The sequence below is a fragment of the Providencia heimbachae ATCC 35613 genome (assembly GCF_001655055.1).
GTDB classification, from domain to species: Bacteria; Pseudomonadota; Gammaproteobacteria; order Enterobacterales; family Enterobacteriaceae; genus Providencia; species Providencia heimbachae.
On record NZ_LXEW01000035.1, the window covers coordinates 121695 to 138337 of the forward strand.

Here is a 16643-nt window from a genome sequence, read left to right on the forward strand (position 1 = left end):
TCATTTTTGTAAGTTTGCGCTAAGTCAAAATTTATTTAGCTAACCCATTGATTTTATTTTCTTGTTTTACCTGTTGATATTTTCTTAGTTGTTGAATCTAATAAGTAACATAAAATTACCCACATAGTTATCCACAGGTTGACTAATAAGCGATATGATTTCAAAGGGTGATTAATTGGGTGAGAAATACTCACTCAGGCTTACTTTTTGGGGGGGAGTACAAACAGGAATTTGAATCTCAGAGTGTATCTAAGGCCACATTGTGGCATCCTATTACTATTCGTTTCCGATAAAAAAGATGATGACAGATTATGGCTCAGATTGCAGAAAATCCCCTTATTTTGGTCGATGGTTCCTCTTACCTGTACCGTGCATATCATGCATTTCCTCCACTGACCAATAGCGCAGGGGAGCCTACTGGAGCCATGTATGGTGTACTTAACATGCTACGGAGTTTGGTTATGCAGTATAAGCCAAGTCATGTGGCCGTTGTCTTTGATGCCAAAGGGAAAACATTTCGTGATGAACTGTTCGAAAGTTATAAATCACACCGCCCTCCGATGCCTGACGACTTGCGTGAACAAATAGCGCCTCTGCATGAAATGGTGGAAGCGATGGGCTTGCCATTATTGGTTGTTCCAGGGGTAGAGGCAGACGACGTTATTGGTACTTTAGCACGCGAAGCTAGCCAAAAAGGGATGTCTGTTCTGATCAGCACCGGCGATAAAGATATGGCTCAGCTGGTGGAGCCGAATGTCACGCTAATCAATACCATGACTAACACCATTTTAGGACCCGATGAGGTCAAAGATAAATATGGTGTGCCACCTGAACTGATTATTGATTTCCTTGCATTAATGGGCGATTCATCTGACAACATTCCCGGAGTCCCTGGGGTCGGTGAGAAAACTGCACTTGCGTTACTGCAAGGAATTGGCAGTTTAGAATCTATTTATAATGATCTTGATGCCATTGCACCATTAGGTTTTCGAGGATCGAAGACATTAGCGCCTAAAATGGCTGAAAATCGTGAATTAGCGTTTTTATCCTACCAACTAGCGACGATAAAAACAGATGTAGAACTCGAAAAGTGCTGTGAAGAATTACAGGTAGCACAGCCTGATCCAGACAAACTTCATCAACTGTTTAGTCGCTATGAATTCAAACGGTGGTTAGTCGACGTTGAAAATGGTAGCTGGATGGAAGCCAAGGCAGGTAAAGCCCCCACAAATCGTGCGACAGCGACTAAGCCCGTTGCGGCAGCTACACCTGTAGCACCTGCACCTACATTGAGTGCGGAAAACTATCAAACAATTCTAGAAAAAGCAGATTTAGTGCATTGGATAGAAAAATTAACTTCAGCGCCATTGTTTGCTTTTGATACAGAAACAGACAGTTTAGATACACAGGAAGCTCGCCTTGTCGGGATGTCTTTTGCTATCGAAGCGGGTCATGCTGCTTACCTACCACTCGGCCATGATTATCTTGATGCGCCTGTGCAATTGCCCCTCGATGAAGTGATTGCATTGATGAAACCTATTCTTGAGAATGAAAAAATCCTTAAAGTAGGCCAAAACTTAAAATATGATGCTGAAGTACTTGAAAATTATGGTATTGAACTGAAAGGTATTGCCTTTGATACCATGTTGGAATCGTATGTGCTCAATAGCGTTGCGGGCATGGGGCGCCATGATATGGACAGCCTTGCAGACCGCCATCTCAACCATAAAACAGTCAGTTTTGAAGAAATTGCAGGCAAAGGTAAAAAGCAGCTAACGTTTAATCAAATCGCATTAGAAGAAGCGGCAAATTATGCCGCGGAAGATGCGGATGTTACGTTACTTTTGCATCAAGCACTTTATCCTCAATTAGAAGCAGAACCAAAGCTTGCGCATATATTTCATAATATTGAAATACCGCTAGTACCCGTATTGGTCAGAATGGAACGTAAAGGGGTGCTTATTGATGCCTCTGTTTTAGCGGCACAATCAAAGATCATTACTGCACGTTTAGCTGAACTTGAAAAAGAAGCGTTTGAGCTGGCAGGAGAAGAATTTAACCTTGCTTCGCCAAAACAGTTGCAGGTCATTTTATTTGAGAAACTGCAATTACCTATTATTAAGAAAACGCCAAGTGGTGCGGCTTCAACCAATGAAGAAGTGTTGGAAGAACTCGCGCTTAATCATGCGCTACCGAAATTATTACTTGAACATCGCAGCCTAGCAAAACTGAAATCGACTTATACGGATAAGTTACCCTTAATGATAAGCCCAAGAACACAGCGTGTTCATACTTCTTATCATCAAGCGGTAACGGCGACAGGGCGTTTATCATCTCGTGATCCTAACTTACAAAATATCCCAGTAAGAACCGAAGAAGGGCGTCGAATTCGCCAGGCATTTATTGCTCGTAAGGGTTATAAAGTGATGGCGGCGGACTACTCGCAAATCGAATTACGCATTATGGCGCATTTATCACAAGATAAAGGCCTTTTAACCGCTTTTGCTGAAGGCAAAGATATTCATAAAGCGACTGCGGCAGAGGTATTTGGTGTTGCGCTTGAGGATGTTACCAACGATCAACGTCGTAGTGCGAAAGCGATTAACTTTGGTTTGATATATGGTATGAGCGCTTTTGGTCTTGCGCGTCAGTTAGGCATTCCTCGAGGTGAAGCACAACGTTATATGGATCTCTACTTTGAGCGCTATCCCGGTGTATTGCGTTATATGGAAAACACCCGTTTACAAGCATCAGAGCAAGGCTATGTTGAAACCTTAGAAGGCCGTCGACTCTACTTAGCAGATATTAATGCGAGTAATGGGATGCGCCGAAAAGCCGCTGAACGTGAAGCGATTAATGCGCCAATGCAAGGCACAGCCGCAGATATTATCAAGAAAGCCATGATTGCGGTTGACGAATGGTTGCAAACGGAAAAACCTAATGCAGATATGCTCATGCAAGTGCACGATGAATTGGTGTTTGAGGTTAAAGAATCTGAGCTTGAGCATGTGCAGGAAAAAGTACAAGCATTGATGGAGCAAAGCATGACTCTCGATGTGCCATTGAAGGTGGATGTTGGGGTGGGTGATAATTGGGATGAAGCCCACTAGGGTTAAATATTTTCATTTACTATCAACGGTTAACTCACTTAATGAGTGAGAATTCAATAATACCCTATTGATTGTACTATCAATAGGGTATTATTTTATGATATCTAAAAATAATAGTAACCATTTCTAGCAGATATCTTATTATTATTTATCCTTACCTTTTATTAATTCTAATATATTTCAATGTAATATGGCCAATTTAAAACCTTTAAAATAATAATATACTAATTATTGTTATAAACAGCTGCATCAAACTGTATTTGATTTAATTTCTTACGAAAATAGTAACGTCAAAGATTTAGGTTGTGCTATATTCCAGTTTTACTTAAGGAGAGATTAATGATGGTCAAGGGTGAAAGTAATTCTGAGCGTGAATTTACAGGGTTTAATGCATTCAATGCAATATCTTGGATTGCAGTAATTGGTGGAATTATCGTTTATTTAGCGGGATTATGGCGCTCAGAGATGGAGTTGAATGAAAAAGGATATTATTTTGCTATCTTGCTTTTGGGGTTATTTTCTTCAATTTCGGTTCAAAAAACAGTTAGAGATAAGCTTGATAATATTCCTACCACGCAGTCTTATTATTTTGCCTGTATGTTTGCTTTTTTTGCCTCAATTGCATTAATGGCAATAGGGCTATTTAATGCGGCTTTATTACCGAGTGAAAAAGGGTTCTATGGTATTGCTTTTTTCTTATGCTTATTTGGTTCTATTGCTGTGCAAAAAAATATTAGGGATATGGCAGGACATGCAACGCCTGTAAAGAAAACAGATATAGTTGATGTTATTAATCAAAGCCAAGAAAGTTAAAAATAGTTTCTGAACAAAAATTATATATGCCGGCTTATTACTCGCTAATAAGTCGGCATATTTATGCGATATATATCTCATAAATATGTAATAAAAATACGTTTTTTGAGTTTTTTAATCATATTTAGCTAGCTGAATCGTAGAAAGCAATGAAAAAAAATTACAAAAAGGCTTTTTTTCGGGTAGAAAATAAAGTAAAGTAGTCTCCGTAGGGTACAGAGGTAAGATGTTCTATCTTTCAGACCTTTTACTTCACGTAATCGGATTTAGCTGAATATTAGCTGCTCCAGTCAAAGTTTTTGACTGGAGCATTTTTTTATCTAAAATTCAGTAGATTAGCTAATTTGGCCGTTGCACGCCACGTTCGGCGTACAAGGTTAATGTCAAACAGCCGTGCTATACCAGCTATCAAGTTTGATACGAAGTTTATCCACTCCGATTTTTTTCAACGCCGAGAAATATTCAATTTCAATATCGCCTTCTAATGGCGCTAATGCCTGACGGACGTCAAGTAACTGTTTTTTTCTTGCACCCGAAGAAAGTTTATCTGCTTTAGTTAGAAGCACTAAAACAGGGACACTCATCGCGACAGACCATTCAATCATCTGCATATCGAGGTCTTTTAGTGGATGACGGATATCCATTAATACAACAAGCCCTTTAATACATTCTCTTTTCTGAAGATATTCGCCTAGAGCATGCTGCCATTTGCGTTTCATTTCTTCAGGGACTTCGGCATAACCATATCCTGGAAGGTCAACTAGGCGAATGCCTTCTTCAACTTCAAATAAGTTGATTAGTTGTGTTCTTCCTGGCGTCTTACTGGTTCGAGCCAAGCCTTTTTGCTGGGTTAATGCATTTAAAGCGCTTGATTTTCCAGCATTTGATCGGCCTGCAAAGGCGACTTCAATCCCCGTATCTTTTGGCAGATGACGGATATCTGGTGCGCTAATGACAAATTTTGCCATGTGGTAGTTATGGTTTTTAATGACCATGTGTCGTTCTCCCTGAGTTAGCCTCAAAAGGCTGGGGGATTATAGCGAGTAGGGGGCAGTCAGACAAAGCATTTAATTTTACTCGCCATATTTTCTGTGGTGTATGTTATTAACAGCGTGTTTTATCGAAATTAGTCTATTCTATAACGTATTCTGTGTTTTCCGTGAGTTTGGCGTAAATAAAGGTAAATCTTAAGCAATCTGATAAGCTTCGCTCTAGAATTGATTAATTAATATGTTATTTAAGTAATAACGAAAGGGATCTTGAATGTTGAAACGAATTTTTGTGCCATTATTGGCTATCTGCGCAATGAGCGCATCTTCTCTTGCATTATCTGCGGGTGAAACTTACGTCAAATTAGTCACCTCCGCGGGTGATATCGAATTAGAATTGAATAGTAAAAAAGCCCCTGTTACGACTGAAAATTTCGTTCAATATATCAATGAAGGTTATTATAATGGGACAACTTTTCACCGTGTGATCCCTGGTTTTATGATACAAGGCGGCGGGTTTAATAAAGATTTACAGCAAAAACAAACTCGTGCACCAATTAAAAATGAAGCCGATAATGGTTTACGTAATTTACGTGGAACTATTTCTATGGCGCGCACAGCGAATAAAGACAGTGCAACAAGCCAATTCTTTATTAATATTGCGGATAATGCTTTTTTAGATCATGGGCAACGTGATTTTGGATATGCAGTTTTTGGTAAGGTTGTAAAAGGAATGGATGTCGCTGATAAAATTTCTAAAGTAAAAACTGAGAATGTCGGCCCATACCAAAATGTCCCTGTTGAGCCAATTACAATTATTTCCGCAGAAGTAATTAAAAAACCGTAATTAATTATTAAGCGAGTAAACATTAATGTGTTTACTCGTTTTGTTATCTATTTAATGCCTTTTTTCTTACCGATTAAATAAACATGAAGTTTATCCTGATTTTTTCTTGTTTTACTCTGTTCTTCCCCCTCTGCGTTTAAAATCATATATCTAAAGCGTTATTTGTTATGAGGTTGTAAATACAATCCCATGATTTTTATATGGAAACTGATTAGATTAAAAAGGTAAGTTGACCTAAATAGGCTATTTTCTTGCTTCGGCTGTGCTATGATAGCCGCCCCTTGCAAAAAATTACGGTTTTTAATCATCGTTCTGATTGCTAATGTCGGTAAATTGTGCATTGGGAAATAATATATAATGATAAAAATCAGTCGGATAGGCTACTATGCTTCTACTTATTGATAATTACGATTCATTTACTTACAACCTGTACCAATACTTTTGTGAATTGGGCGCAGAGGTAGTGGTGAAACGTAATGATGAAATTACGATCGAAGAGATCGAATTACTTTCGCCTACACATCTTGTGATTTCCCCAGGCCCTTGCACGCCAGATGAGGCGGGGATCTCCCTTGAGGCAATAAAACATTTTGCGGGTAAACTTCCCATATTGGGTATTTGCCTTGGTCATCAGGCCATTGGGCAAGCCTTTGGGGCGTCTGTTGTTAAGGCGCGAGAAGTCATGCACGGCAAAACATCAGCAATTCACCATAACCATCAAGGTGTGTTTAAAGGCTTACACAGGCCACTTACCGTTACACGCTACCATTCTCTGGTTATTGCGGCAGAAACTCTTCCTGTATCCTTTGATGTTTCAGCATGGTCACTGAATAATGGTGATGTTGATGAAATTATGGGGATCCGTCATAAAACATTACCTATTGAAGGCGTTCAGTTTCATCCTGAAAGCATTTTGAGTGAACAAGGGCATGAACTACTGAATAATTTCTTGAAATATTAGCTTTTAATTGCATTAACAAAAATAACTATGCGTATTTTTGCCATATTCCTTGCTCTTTTGTGATTTTTTATTCATATTTAATGCTTATATTTTCATTTAAGCATTAAATATGAGCAGGTGAGGGGTATGACAGAACAACAAGCAGTAAATCGGCAGACTTTTGACCAAGTTATGTTGCCTATTTTTTCTCCCGCAGAATTTATTCCAGTCAAAGGCGAGGGAAGTCGTGTTTGGGATCAGCAAGGCAAAGAGTATATTGATTTTGCGGGAGGAATTGCGGTCTTAGCATTAGGGCATTGTCACCCTAGCCTTGTTGCTGCGGTACGTGAACAAAGTGAAAAACTTTGGCATGTCAGTAATATTTTTACTAATGAACAAGCGCTACGCTTGGCGCAAAAATTAATTAATGCGACATTCGCAGATCGTGTTTTTTTTGTTAACTCAGGCTCTGAGGCCAATGAAGCCGCATTTAAACTTGCCCGCCGTTATGCCATCACGAAATATAACCCTTATAAAACCAAAATAATTGCCTTTAAGCAGGCATTTCATGGGCGTACTTTATTTACTGTTTCTGTTGGTGGACAAGCCAAGTACGCAGATGGTTTTGGGCCAAAGCCTGCTGATATTATTCATGTGCCATTTAATGACCTTGCGGCGGTAAAAGCGGTTATTGACGAAAATACCTGTGCTGTTGTATTAGAACCTGTACAAGGTGAAGGCGGTATTACTACTGCGACTTCAGAATTTATGCAAGGTGTTCGCCAATTGTGTGATGAAAATAATGCGTTGCTTATTTTTGATGAAGTGCAAAGTGGTATGGGGCGCACCGGTAAGTTATTTTCTTATATGCATTACGATGTGGTTCCCGATATTTTAACTACAGCTAAAGCGTTGGGGGGCGGGTTTCCAATCAGTGCAATGATAACCACGAAAGAGATCGCCGAAACGATGGAAGTTGGCGCTCATGGCACCACTTATGGTGGGAATCCTCTAGCTTGTGCAGTAGGTAATGCGGCATTCGATATTATCAATACCGATGAGGTATTAAGTGGTGTAGAAAAACGTCATAAATTATTTGTATCGTATCTAAATAAGATTAACGAAAAGTATAATGTATTTTCTGAAATCAGAGGGAAGGGCTTATTAATTGGCGCTGAACTCAATGGGGAATTAGTTAATCGCTCTAAAGATATACTACAAGCCTGTGCTGTTGAAGGACTGATGATGTTGAATGCAGGAATGAATGTATTACGCTTTACACCATCACTGATTATTTCTGAAGAAGAAATTAAGAGTGGAATGGCAAAATTAGAAGCTGCGATTAAAAAATTGCTTAGTGAATAATTTATTTTAAAGTTGCAGAGTGTCTCTGCAACTTTATTTTTTATTAAGATTTAGTTTATTTTTCTAAACTCAATAATTTATTTTTAATATTAAATAGATGTGACTCCTCAATCATTATTTTTTGTCCAAATTGTTCAACATCACTAGCCATAATAGCGGCTGTTTTGAGCATGTCATCTAATTTTTTTGTATCAGGCGTTGTCTGATTTATTGTTGGTAATATGCTGTTTTTTGACAGTTGATATTTTTCTTTATTGTGCTGAGCTCTTAATTTTGACGTTTTGGTTTGATATACTTCACCATTGAACTCATATGTTTTTTTCGTCGATTTGACTTTTATATTTATTCTTTTTGGCAATTGTTGATCAGTGGTCTTAATTTTATTTTTGACATAGAGCCTGCTCTTATCTTGTGAGCTTAATTTATCCAATTTTTTTGATGTGTTTGCTAATTCTAAGGTATCTATATTAATTGATTCTTGAATAGTATTATTTTCTGAATAATATCCAGAATCGCTCGTGTTATCTGAATTGTATCCAGAAGAATTGGAATTTAAACTTTCATGACTAGAAAAAAAATCATTCTCTTTTTGGTTTAATTGTTCCATCTCTTCAAGAAGACGCGTTATTGGCTTCATATCATTAGAATCAATGAGTAATTTATTAAGTTCATGCGTAGAAGGAGTACTTAATTCAACAAAGCGCTGCGTTATATAATTTTTAAGCTGCTCAGTATAAACAATAGGGCGTGCATCCAAGTGTAGGTCATTATCCCATTCGAAATCCATATTATTATAATCTGTTAATAGTTGGTTGTTATACCCGTTATTAAAGTCGGGATTAGAAGTATGAATATTTAACTTATCATTATTAACCATGACTTCTTTTTTTTGTTTTTTAGATTCTATATTATTAGTAATAATATGGTTATTTTCTGGGGAGTTGCTGTTCGTTTTTTGTTTGAATTTAACGTGAAAACATTCTTCTTTATTCATGTTTATTTTGTTACCAATAAATCGTTTTGTTTTTTCACATGTGGATTTAATATTATATATTAGATTTGAAAATGTACTCGAACTTCTATTTAATTTGAAGTCTTTGCTATGAAAATTTATATTTTTACTTGTATCATTTACATGCATTTTGCCTTCTTCCTTAATTGGGTGTGAACTTATTGATTTATTGGTTTTTTTATTGGGTAATTGATCGGGTTGAATATAAAAATCGGAGGGTAGAGGATATTTTTTGTTCGGGTCAATGCTATCTGATATTTTTTTAGCTTTAGCTAATTTTTCAGGATCTAATAAGGGCATTTTTGGTGAATGATAATTAACCTTAGCTATATTAAATGGAAAATAAGTCGCGGTATTATTTTTAATCGAGTGCCCTGGATAACTTGATTTTAGCGTGACATTTTCTGCAATTTGCTTTGGTATTTGCATAATTAATAATTTCCTAGTAATGGTTTAATTACTATTATCTTAGGGCAATAATTAATATGGAAAATATAAAGAAACGATTTTGGCTGAGAGTAGTATGAAAATAATATAAACAGTCGTGAATAAAAATAGCCTTATATCATTGACATAAGGCTATTTCTAAATGAAAGCCCAGCAAAGAGGCTAGGCTGAAATGTTAATTATCGAGTGCCGTAAACGACAATCGTTTTACCATGTGCAGAGATCAGGTTTTGATCTTCCAGCATTTTTAAAATACGGCCTACGGTTTCACGTGAACAACCGACAATCTGGCCAATTTCTTGACGGGTAATTTTGATTTGCATACCGTCTGGGTGGGTCATTGCATCAGGCTGTTTAGCTAAACTTAGCAGTGTTTGAGCAATGCGTCCGGTAACATCAAGGAATGCGAGATTACCGACTTTTTCGGAAGTTGTTTGTAGGCGACTTGCCATTTGCGCAGAGAGGCGCATAAGGATATCAGGATTAACCTGAATCAGCTGACGGAATTTTTTATAAGAAATTTCAGCGACTTCGCAGGCGACTTTTGCTCGAACCCACGCAGAACGCTCTTGACCTTCTTCAAATAACCCAAGTTCACCAATGAAATCTCCCTGATTTAGGTAAGAGAGAATCATTTCTTTGCCTTCTTCATCTTTAATTAGAACAGCCACCGAACCTTTAACAATATAGTAAAGGGTCTCTGCTTTCTCACCCTGATGGATCAGAGTGCTCTTGGATGGATACTTATGAATATGGCAGTGTGACAAAAACCATTCAAGAGTAGGGTCTGTTTGTGGCTTGCCGAGAACCATTAGCGTTATCCTCTGTTTGTTATTGCAGCCATTCGGAAAAATGCCCCCAAAGGCTGGCTTTAAAGTCACTAGCTTAGCATATTAATTTACCTTATCTACTTTAAATAATACCAGTAGCAGGTCGCTAGCAAGTTAATATCGACACTATAATATAATCAATTGAATCGTTGAGTTTTGATCTTAATCCTATCAACTAAGTATTGTTTGTAGCATATCCAATACAGAAAGTCTTTACTGTATCGCTTCAGCTTAATAAAGCTGATATAACATTGATTATATCTATGGAACAATGTCGCCTTTAACGTTCTTTTTTTCAAGGGGAATAAAAATGGAAGCAAGAGTTAAATGGGTCGAAGGGCTCTCTTTTTTAGGTGAATCGGCATCAGGCCATCAAATAATGATGGATGGTAATGCGGGTGATAAGGCGCCCAGCCCAATGGAAATGGTATTAATGGCGGCTGGTGGGTGCAGTGCGATTGACGTGGTTTCTATTTTGCAAAAAGGACGTAATGATATTACAGACTGTGAAGTAAAATTAACCTCACAGCGTCGTGATGAAGCCCCGCGTTATTTTACGAATATCAATTTACATTTTATTGTAACAGGTAATGAATTAACGGAAAAAGTCGTTGAACGTGCCGTTCAGCTTTCGGCTGAAAAATATTGTTCCGTAGCTTTGATGTTAGAAAAAGCGGTTGAAGTAACGCATAGCTTTGAAATAAAAAATTCAAAATAAATTTAATTATTATAATATTTTTTAAAAATGATGCTTATCGTTAAATAAGATAAGCATCATCAGTGATTAACAACACAGAGATTTAATCTTGTTTTTGTTTAATGAGTTTCTCAACTAATGGCGTCATGATTAATTCCATCGCCAGCCCTAATTTCCCGCCGGGTACAACAATCGTATTGATTGCAGAAATAAATGAGCCACTCAGCATGGAAAGTAAATAAGGAAAATCGATTTGTGAAAGCCCTCTAAAACGGATCACGATAAAGCTTTCATCCTGTGAGGGGATAGATTTAGCTGAGAAAGGGTTCGAGGTATCCACGGTAGGAACACGCTGGAAATTGATATGAGTTCGAGAAAATTGAGGTGTAATATAATTAATATAATCGCCCATTGAACGGACTACTGAATCCATAACGGCTTCTCGAGAATGGCCTCGCTCGGTGGTGTCGCGGATTAATTTTTGGATCCATTCCAAGTTAACGATGGGGACAACACCAACCAGGAGATCGACGTGTTGGGCAACGTTATGCTCAGGCGTGACTATTCCGCCGTGTAATCCCTCATAAAATAAAACATCGGTATTTTCAGATAATGACTCCCAAGGCGTAAATGTCCCCGGTTGTAAGCCATAAGGCACAGCTTCGTCATAGGTATGAAGGTATTTTCGGGATTTCCCGTAGCCGGTTTTAGCGTAATCAACTAAGGTTTGTTCTAATAAAGCAAAGTCATTAGCTTCAGGGCCGAAATAGCTAATGTGCCGGCCTTGTTCTCTGGCTTTGCGGATAGCCATATCCATTTCAGGGCGAGTGTAGCGATGGAAACTATCCCCTTCAAGGGTGGCGGGTCGAATATTGAGTTGATGAAATATTTTACGAAAAGCTTGGCTAGTTGAGGTTGTACCGGCACCACTTGAACCTGTAACGGCAATAATTGGATGCTTTTTTGACATAGTGGACTCCCTGTGTTGCGCTTGTGACCACTATTTCAATGAACAGCGAACGAAGCGGGTTTACGGGCGAAACTGGTTATTTGGCATGAAATTAACCGATTCATGTAATTCAGACCAGACTAGCACAATTTCGCCAGAAACTAACTGCCGTTTCACATCATTGACCTTGTCTTGCAAGCTTTTTTCATAGGTTCCGTAGTCTGTCCCTTCCCGTAAAACATAGCTCTCAATTAGGCTTTCCAAAGTATCAGTGGCTAAATCTTGCCATGGAATAATCATTGTTTTCGCTCATTTAAGTAAGGGGATAACCATTGAGGAATACGGGTTTCTAGCCACATTTGAGGTTTTCTAAAACTGCCGCTCACAAAGCCAACATGTCCACCGTGTTCTGTCATCTGATACTCAACATTTTTAGGTAAATGGGTTAAATCAGGGACAACTTCAGGCGCCATAAATGGGTCATCTTTTGCGTGAATAATCAGTGTTGGCTTAGTGATTTGCGATAATTTAGGCAACGCGCTACATTTTTGATAATAGTCTGCGGCGTTATCAAAGCCATGAATTCGAGCGGTGATGACATCATCAAATTCGCGAATACGTTTGAGCTGTTTGAGCTGTAATAAATTCAGTGGCAAAGAGCCTGGATAACGCACTAATTTACGTGTTGCATTACGTTTTAAGCCATTTAATAGATAGCGTTGATAGAACTGCGATACGCCTTTTTCCATGCGTAGGGAACAAGCCTCAAGCATCAATGGGGCGGATACCACCACGCCAGCATCAAGATCCGCATTCTTACCACTTTCAGCCAGATAGCAGGCTAGCATATTTCCCCCGAGGGAGTAGCCTACGGCTGCTGTCGGTACATCACCCCAAGTTTGCTTTAGCCAATGTAGAAAATAGCGAGCATCACTGGTTTCACCGGAATGATAAATACGATTTTGTCGGTTAGGTTCTCCGCTACAGCCACGAAAATGCATAACAACGCCAAGCCAGCCTTGCTTCTGAGCACTTTCAAGCATGCCATGAGCATAGGGGCTTTTAAAATTACCTTCTAAACCATGAAAAATCACTAAACGAGGCTTGTGACTTGCTAGCTCAGGTTCTTCACTCCAAGCGAGGTCGATAAAATCGCCATCAGGCAATTCAAGTCGTTGCCAAGTTGGTTTGATTTTCGGCGTTCGACGAAAGATCCTTGGCAATAAGGTTTGGAGATGTGGATTTTTAGCCCAAGTAATAGGACGGAAATTTTCTGACATAGCCTTATTTAATTTCTTAGAACTCTTGTGAGGCACATAACATACTGTTATTTTTTTGTGATGCAAGTGCGCAAATTTTAATTGAGGATTAGATTATAAATGACACTGGGGCTTATTTTTTCTCTTTTTACGTTTCTATTCATTGCAGCAGTAACTCCCGGCCCTAACAATATGTTGCTAACATCAAGTGCAGCGAACTATGGTTTTCGTCGCAGTATCGGATTATTGCTAGGTATTATGTTAGGCATGCAATCCATACTTTACTTGTCTGCATTTGGTATTGCTGCGCTTTTATTGCTATATCCCGCTATTCATATTGTATTAAAAGTGATCGGTAGTGGGTATTTACTGTGGTTAGCATGGAAAACAGCAACGGCGAATTATGCACCACTTAAGACAAATAGCGAAGCAGTAAAACGTGTGACATGGTATCAAGGGGGTTTATTGCAGTTTTTAAACCCTAAAGCATGGATGATGGGATTAGGCGCGGTGGGAAGTTTCAGCTTACCCGGTGCGCTTTTCACTGAATCCATTATTGTCATGAGTATTGCATTTATTATCGTTAATTTAATTGCAGGATTAATTTGGATGGGCTTTGGTTCTTTAATCAGCCTCTTTTTACGCAGCCGCCAAGCTTGGTTTATTTTTAACTTAGTGATGGGGTTATTAACTGCAGCTTGCGTACCATTGATTTGGTTGGAGTAAATAAAAGATTGGATGTGTATTAGCAACAAAAAAGCAGCTTTTCAGCTGCTTTGCGTCAAACAATTATTCTCACTCGTAGGCTAATCTAAATCAACATTTTTACAGCCAAAGAAATAAGTGAAGATAAATCCACAGGTATAGGCGACTGCGATACCGCCAACGTAAACTGACATGCCTGCAAAGACACCTTGAGCCGATGTCATCAATGGAATAGCGACCAACCCAGATGGCCCAAATACGGTGTTAAGGCCGATAGGTAAGCCCATCCATGCAACTAAGCCGATAAAGAAACCACCCGCAGAGCCGCCTAAACACGCAGTGACAAACGGTTTGACGCGGGGCAGTGTCACACCGTAAATCAATGGCTCTCCGATACCCAAGAACCCGGGAATGATTGCCCCGCGAATTTGGTTGCGTAGCAGAGAGTCTTTTTTAGCCTTAACATATAAGGCGAGTGCCGCACCGACTTGCCCTGCACCTGCCATTGCCAAAATTGGGAATAGTGAATTGAAGCCTTGTGCATCAACCAATGCAAAGTAAACGGGAACAAATCCTTGGTGAACACCGAACATAACGGCAATCAAGAATAAGCCGGCTAAAATCGCGGTACCAAATGGATTTCCGTTTAAGTGCATGAATAACCATGACATTCCACTGAATAGCCAGCTTCCTAGCGGCATGATTACCACATAAGCAGCCGCTCCCACAAGGAGCAATGTAATGGTTGAGGTTAAAATCATATCAAGGTTTGCAGGAATAATTTTGCGAACCTGTTTTTCCACCCACGCACCAAAAATACACGCGATTAACACGCCAATAATGCTGCCGCGAGGGTCAATTTCCCAACCAAAGAAATTGGTCATTCCAGAGAACACGCCGCTGGTTGCGCTAGGGTCATACCCCAAAACAAATAGCGCGGCTATAATTGCACCGTTAACCCCGCTACCACCAAAGGCTTTTTGTGCGTTGTAACCGATCAAAATACTCAGAAAACTGAACAAGCCCTTACTGAACACTGACATATATAAAATCATATGCACCCCAAAGGTTTGTTCTTCAGGGTTTTTGGGTAATCCAGTAGGGAAGAAGGTTTGTGTTGCGAGTGTCGCAAACCCTAATAATAGGCCTGCGGCGATAAAGCCAGGGATAAGCGGTGTAAAAATTGTCGCAAATTTTGATAAAAAGCGGTGAACTGCGCTGGTTTGCTTTTGCTTCATTTGTTGTTTGTTGGAGGAAGCAAGGGTACTGAGATCTGCTGTTTCTGCGCTAGGAGCAATACTTTCTCCACTTTCTAATATTTGGTTCATTAAATCTGAAGCAGTCTGCGCTTTACCGGGGCCTAGAACGATTTGCAGTTGTTCATCACTTTCAATCACACCAAGTACGCCGGGAATTTGTTTAATTGCGGCTTTATTGACAAGTTGATCGTTATTTAATGTTAAGCGTAAGCGGGTCATACAGTTACCCGCTTGCTTGATATTATTGCTGCCACCCACGTGTTGCAGGATTTGCTGCATCATTTCTTTTGTTATTTTAGCCATGCTATTTATCTCGTCAATGTCCGCTGATTAAGCGGTGGATTTCGCAATATTGAGTGCAGTACGAATAAAACCCTTGTTATTAGAAAGCAATTGGCGAGCTTCATCCGCATTTAAGCCGGATAAAATCATTAAGATTGCCGTCTTACAGTGTCTATCACATTGTAAAAGTGCAGATTCGGCTGTTTCTCTATCACATTCAGTGGCCTCCATAACAATCTTAGTTTGTCTTTCAATTAACTTGGCATTTGTGGCTTCTACGTCGACCATTAAATTACCAAAGACTTTACCAATACGGATCATCGCGCCAGTAGTGATCATATTTAGAACCAGCTTCTGTGCTGTACCTGCTTTCATACGTGATGAACCAGTCACTACCTCAGCGCCGACAACCGGGGTAATTGCAATATCTGCCGCATTAGAAACTGGGCTGTTAGGATTACAGCTAATTGAAGCGGTGACTGCGCCGATAGAACGTGCGTACGCTAGCGCGCCAAGTACATACGGCGTTCTGCCACTGGCTGCAATACCCACTAAAACATCTTTATTGTTAAATTGGATGTCTTTTAGGTCTTGTTCGCCCATCTCAGGTCTGTCTTCCGCATTTTCGACCGCGCGAAAGATGGCTTGGTGACCACCGGCTATCAAGCCAATAACTTGTTCGTGAGGTGTCCCGTAAGTTGGTGGACATTCACTAGCATCCAATATACCTAAGCGTCCTGATGTCCCTGCACCTGAATAAATTAGCCGTCCCCCATTCAGAAAAGCCTCTGCAACTTTATCGACAAGCTGCGCGATTTCAGGCAATGCTTTTTCAACGGCGAGTGGAACCTGTTTATCTTCGTTGTTGATCACCTGAAGCATTTCAAGGGTGGAAAGTTGGTCAATATTCATGCTCGCTGGGTTACGGCTTTCGGTTACCATCTTGCTTAAGTCAATGGTCATAAAAAATTACTCCTGCATCAATTAATATGGCAATATTAAGGAATTAATTATTCCTTTAGTGTGATTGAGATCACGGTGTTATCTATTCTAAATTGTCAGTATAGAAGAATAATTTATCATTATTTAGATTTTTAATTTTCATTGTGCATTGAATTTTAATGATTATTCTTGATTCA

The 16643-nt window shown here is 39.3% G+C and carries 16 protein-coding genes; 8 read left to right on the plus strand and 8 right to left on the minus strand.

The features are described 5' to 3' along the window. The first annotated feature begins 311 nt into the window (after window positions 1-311). The 3 genes from polA to spfP all read left to right on the plus strand — a co-directional run bounded on the left by polA (window position 312) and on the right by spfP (window position 4197). Window positions 312-3110, plus strand: coding sequence for a DNA polymerase I (gene polA, locus M998_RS12280; protein ID WP_068909100.1), 2799 nt, complete (start codon window positions 312-314; stop codon window positions 3108-3110). A 342-nt stretch (window positions 3111-3452) separates the two neighbouring features. Then, complete coding sequence (yiaA, locus tag M998_RS12285) at window positions 3453-3923, plus strand: inner membrane protein YiaA (RefSeq protein WP_111750983.1); 471 nt, start codon at window positions 3453-3455, stop codon at window positions 3921-3923. A gap of 226 nt (window positions 3924-4149) precedes the next feature. Further along, window positions 4150-4197 carry a small protein SpfP gene (gene spfP, locus M998_RS20210; RefSeq protein ID WP_438361642.1) on the plus strand — a complete coding sequence of 16 codons (48 nt, stop codon included), beginning with the start codon at window positions 4150-4152 and terminating at the stop codon, window positions 4195-4197. 109 nt (window positions 4198-4306) lie between these two features. On the opposite strand, the gene yihA is transcribed toward spfP, so the two are convergent. Then, window positions 4307-4918 (minus strand): ribosome biogenesis GTP-binding protein YihA/YsxC, encoded by a 612-nt coding sequence (gene yihA, locus M998_RS12290; RefSeq protein ID WP_068438475.1) that lies wholly within the window; start codon window positions 4916-4918, stop codon window positions 4307-4309. A gap of 268 nt (window positions 4919-5186) precedes the next feature. On the opposite strand from yihA, the gene ppiA reads away from it, so the two are divergent. From ppiA to M998_RS12305, 3 genes are all read left to right on the plus strand, one after another. Beyond that, window positions 5187-5759: a peptidylprolyl isomerase A gene (gene ppiA, locus M998_RS12295; RefSeq protein ID WP_068438472.1), complete on the plus strand. Its 573-nt coding sequence runs from the start codon at window positions 5187-5189 to the stop codon at window positions 5757-5759. Window positions 5760-6144: 385 nt separating this feature from the next. Then, window positions 6145-6720, plus strand: a complete 576-nt coding sequence (locus tag M998_RS12300) for an aminodeoxychorismate synthase component II (RefSeq protein WP_068438470.1) — start codon at window positions 6145-6147, stop codon at window positions 6718-6720. A gap of 126 nt (window positions 6721-6846) precedes the next feature. Next, the gene (locus M998_RS12305; RefSeq protein ID WP_068438468.1) at window positions 6847-8064 is read left to right on the plus strand and encodes an aspartate aminotransferase family protein; all 1218 of its coding nucleotides are present in this window, start codon (window positions 6847-6849) and stop codon (window positions 8062-8064) included. Window positions 8065-8119: 55 nt separating this feature from the next. On the opposite strand, the gene M998_RS12310 is transcribed toward M998_RS12305, so the two are convergent. Then, on the minus strand, window positions 8120-9505 hold the full coding sequence (locus tag M998_RS12310) for a hypothetical protein (protein ID WP_068909103.1): 1386 nt from the start codon (window positions 9503-9505) through the stop codon (window positions 8120-8122). Between the two features lie 197 nt (window positions 9506-9702). Further along, on the minus strand, window positions 9703-10335 hold the full coding sequence (crp, locus tag M998_RS12315; RefSeq protein ID WP_068438462.1) for a cAMP-activated global transcriptional regulator CRP: 633 nt from the start codon (window positions 10333-10335) through the stop codon (window positions 9703-9705). Window positions 10336-10663: 328 nt separating this feature from the next. On the opposite strand from crp, the gene M998_RS12320 reads away from it, so the two are divergent. Beyond that, on the plus strand, window positions 10664-11071 hold the full coding sequence (locus tag M998_RS12320; RefSeq protein WP_068909104.1) for an OsmC family protein: 408 nt from the start codon (window positions 10664-10666) through the stop codon (window positions 11069-11071). An 82-nt stretch (window positions 11072-11153) separates the two neighbouring features. Here M998_RS12320 and M998_RS12325 read toward each other — a convergent pair whose 3' ends face one another. Genes M998_RS12325 through M998_RS12335 form a run of 3 tightly spaced genes read right to left on the minus strand, consistent with a single transcriptional unit; the run spans window position 11154 to window position 13279 of the window. After that, entirely contained in the window at window positions 11154-12020 is an 867-nt protein-coding gene (locus M998_RS12325) for a phosphoribulokinase (RefSeq protein ID WP_068438458.1), read from the minus strand. Window positions 12021-12080: 60 nt separating this feature from the next. Next, window positions 12081-12299, minus strand: a complete 219-nt coding sequence (locus M998_RS12330; protein ID WP_068909106.1) for a YheU family protein — start codon at window positions 12297-12299, stop codon at window positions 12081-12083. Then, complete coding sequence (locus M998_RS12335; RefSeq protein ID WP_068909108.1) at window positions 12296-13279, minus strand: hydrolase; 984 nt, start codon at window positions 13277-13279, stop codon at window positions 12296-12298. Before M998_RS12335 ends, M998_RS12330 begins: the two co-directional genes overlap by 4 nt. A 99-nt stretch (window positions 13280-13378) precedes the next feature. Here M998_RS12335 and M998_RS12340 point away from each other — a divergent pair, with 99 nt between their 5' ends. Further along, entirely contained in the window at window positions 13379-13984 is a 606-nt protein-coding gene (locus tag M998_RS12340) for a LysE family translocator (protein WP_068438450.1), read from the plus strand. 80 nt (window positions 13985-14064) lie between these two features. Here M998_RS12340 and murP read toward each other — a convergent pair whose 3' ends face one another. Both murP and murQ read right to left on the minus strand, forming a co-directional pair. After that, window positions 14065-15525 carry a PTS N-acetylmuramic acid transporter subunit IIBC gene (murP, locus tag M998_RS12345; protein WP_068438448.1) on the minus strand — a complete coding sequence of 487 codons (1461 nt, stop codon included), beginning with the start codon at window positions 15523-15525 and terminating at the stop codon, window positions 14065-14067. Window positions 15526-15552: 27 nt separating this feature from the next. Continuing rightward, complete coding sequence (gene murQ / locus M998_RS12350; RefSeq protein WP_068438445.1) at window positions 15553-16467, minus strand: N-acetylmuramic acid 6-phosphate etherase; 915 nt, start codon at window positions 16465-16467, stop codon at window positions 15553-15555. Window positions 16468-16643: the final 176 nt, after the last annotated feature.

Excerpts from the sequence above, each read along its gene's own strand:
- polA (WP_068909100.1), top strand. The coding sequence starts at position 312 with ATGGCTCAGATTGCAGAAAATCCCCTTATTTTGGTCGATGGTTCCTCT.
- yiaA (WP_111750983.1), top strand. The coding sequence starts at position 3,453 with ATGGTCAAGGGTGAAAGTAATTCTGAGCGTGAATTTACAGGGTTTAAT.
- yihA (WP_068438475.1), bottom strand. The coding sequence starts at position 4,918 with ATGGTCATTAAAAACCATAACTACCACATGGCAAAATTTGTCATTAGC.
- ppiA (WP_068438472.1), top strand. The coding sequence starts at position 5,187 with ATGTTGAAACGAATTTTTGTGCCATTATTGGCTATCTGCGCAATGAGC.
- M998_RS12300 (WP_068438470.1), top strand. The coding sequence starts at position 6,145 with ATGCTTCTACTTATTGATAATTACGATTCATTTACTTACAACCTGTAC.
- M998_RS12305 (WP_068438468.1), top strand. The coding sequence starts at position 6,847 with ATGACAGAACAACAAGCAGTAAATCGGCAGACTTTTGACCAAGTTATG.
- M998_RS12310 (WP_068909103.1), bottom strand. The coding sequence starts at position 9,505 with ATGCAAATACCAAAGCAAATTGCAGAAAATGTCACGCTAAAATCAAGT.
- crp (WP_068438462.1), bottom strand. The coding sequence starts at position 10,335 with ATGGTTCTCGGCAAGCCACAAACAGACCCTACTCTTGAATGGTTTTTG.
- M998_RS12320 (WP_068909104.1), top strand. The coding sequence starts at position 10,664 with ATGGAAGCAAGAGTTAAATGGGTCGAAGGGCTCTCTTTTTTAGGTGAA.
- M998_RS12325 (WP_068438458.1), bottom strand. The coding sequence starts at position 12,020 with ATGTCAAAAAAGCATCCAATTATTGCCGTTACAGGTTCAAGTGGTGCC.
- M998_RS12330 (WP_068909106.1), bottom strand. The coding sequence starts at position 12,299 with ATGATTATTCCATGGCAAGATTTAGCCACTGATACTTTGGAAAGCCTA.
- M998_RS12335 (WP_068909108.1), bottom strand. The coding sequence starts at position 13,279 with ATGTCAGAAAATTTCCGTCCTATTACTTGGGCTAAAAATCCACATCTC.
- M998_RS12340 (WP_068438450.1), top strand. The coding sequence starts at position 13,379 with ATGACACTGGGGCTTATTTTTTCTCTTTTTACGTTTCTATTCATTGCA.
- murP (WP_068438448.1), bottom strand. The coding sequence starts at position 15,525 with ATGGCTAAAATAACAAAAGAAATGATGCAGCAAATCCTGCAACACGTG.
- murQ (WP_068438445.1), bottom strand. The coding sequence starts at position 16,467 with ATGACCATTGACTTAAGCAAGATGGTAACCGAAAGCCGTAACCCAGCG.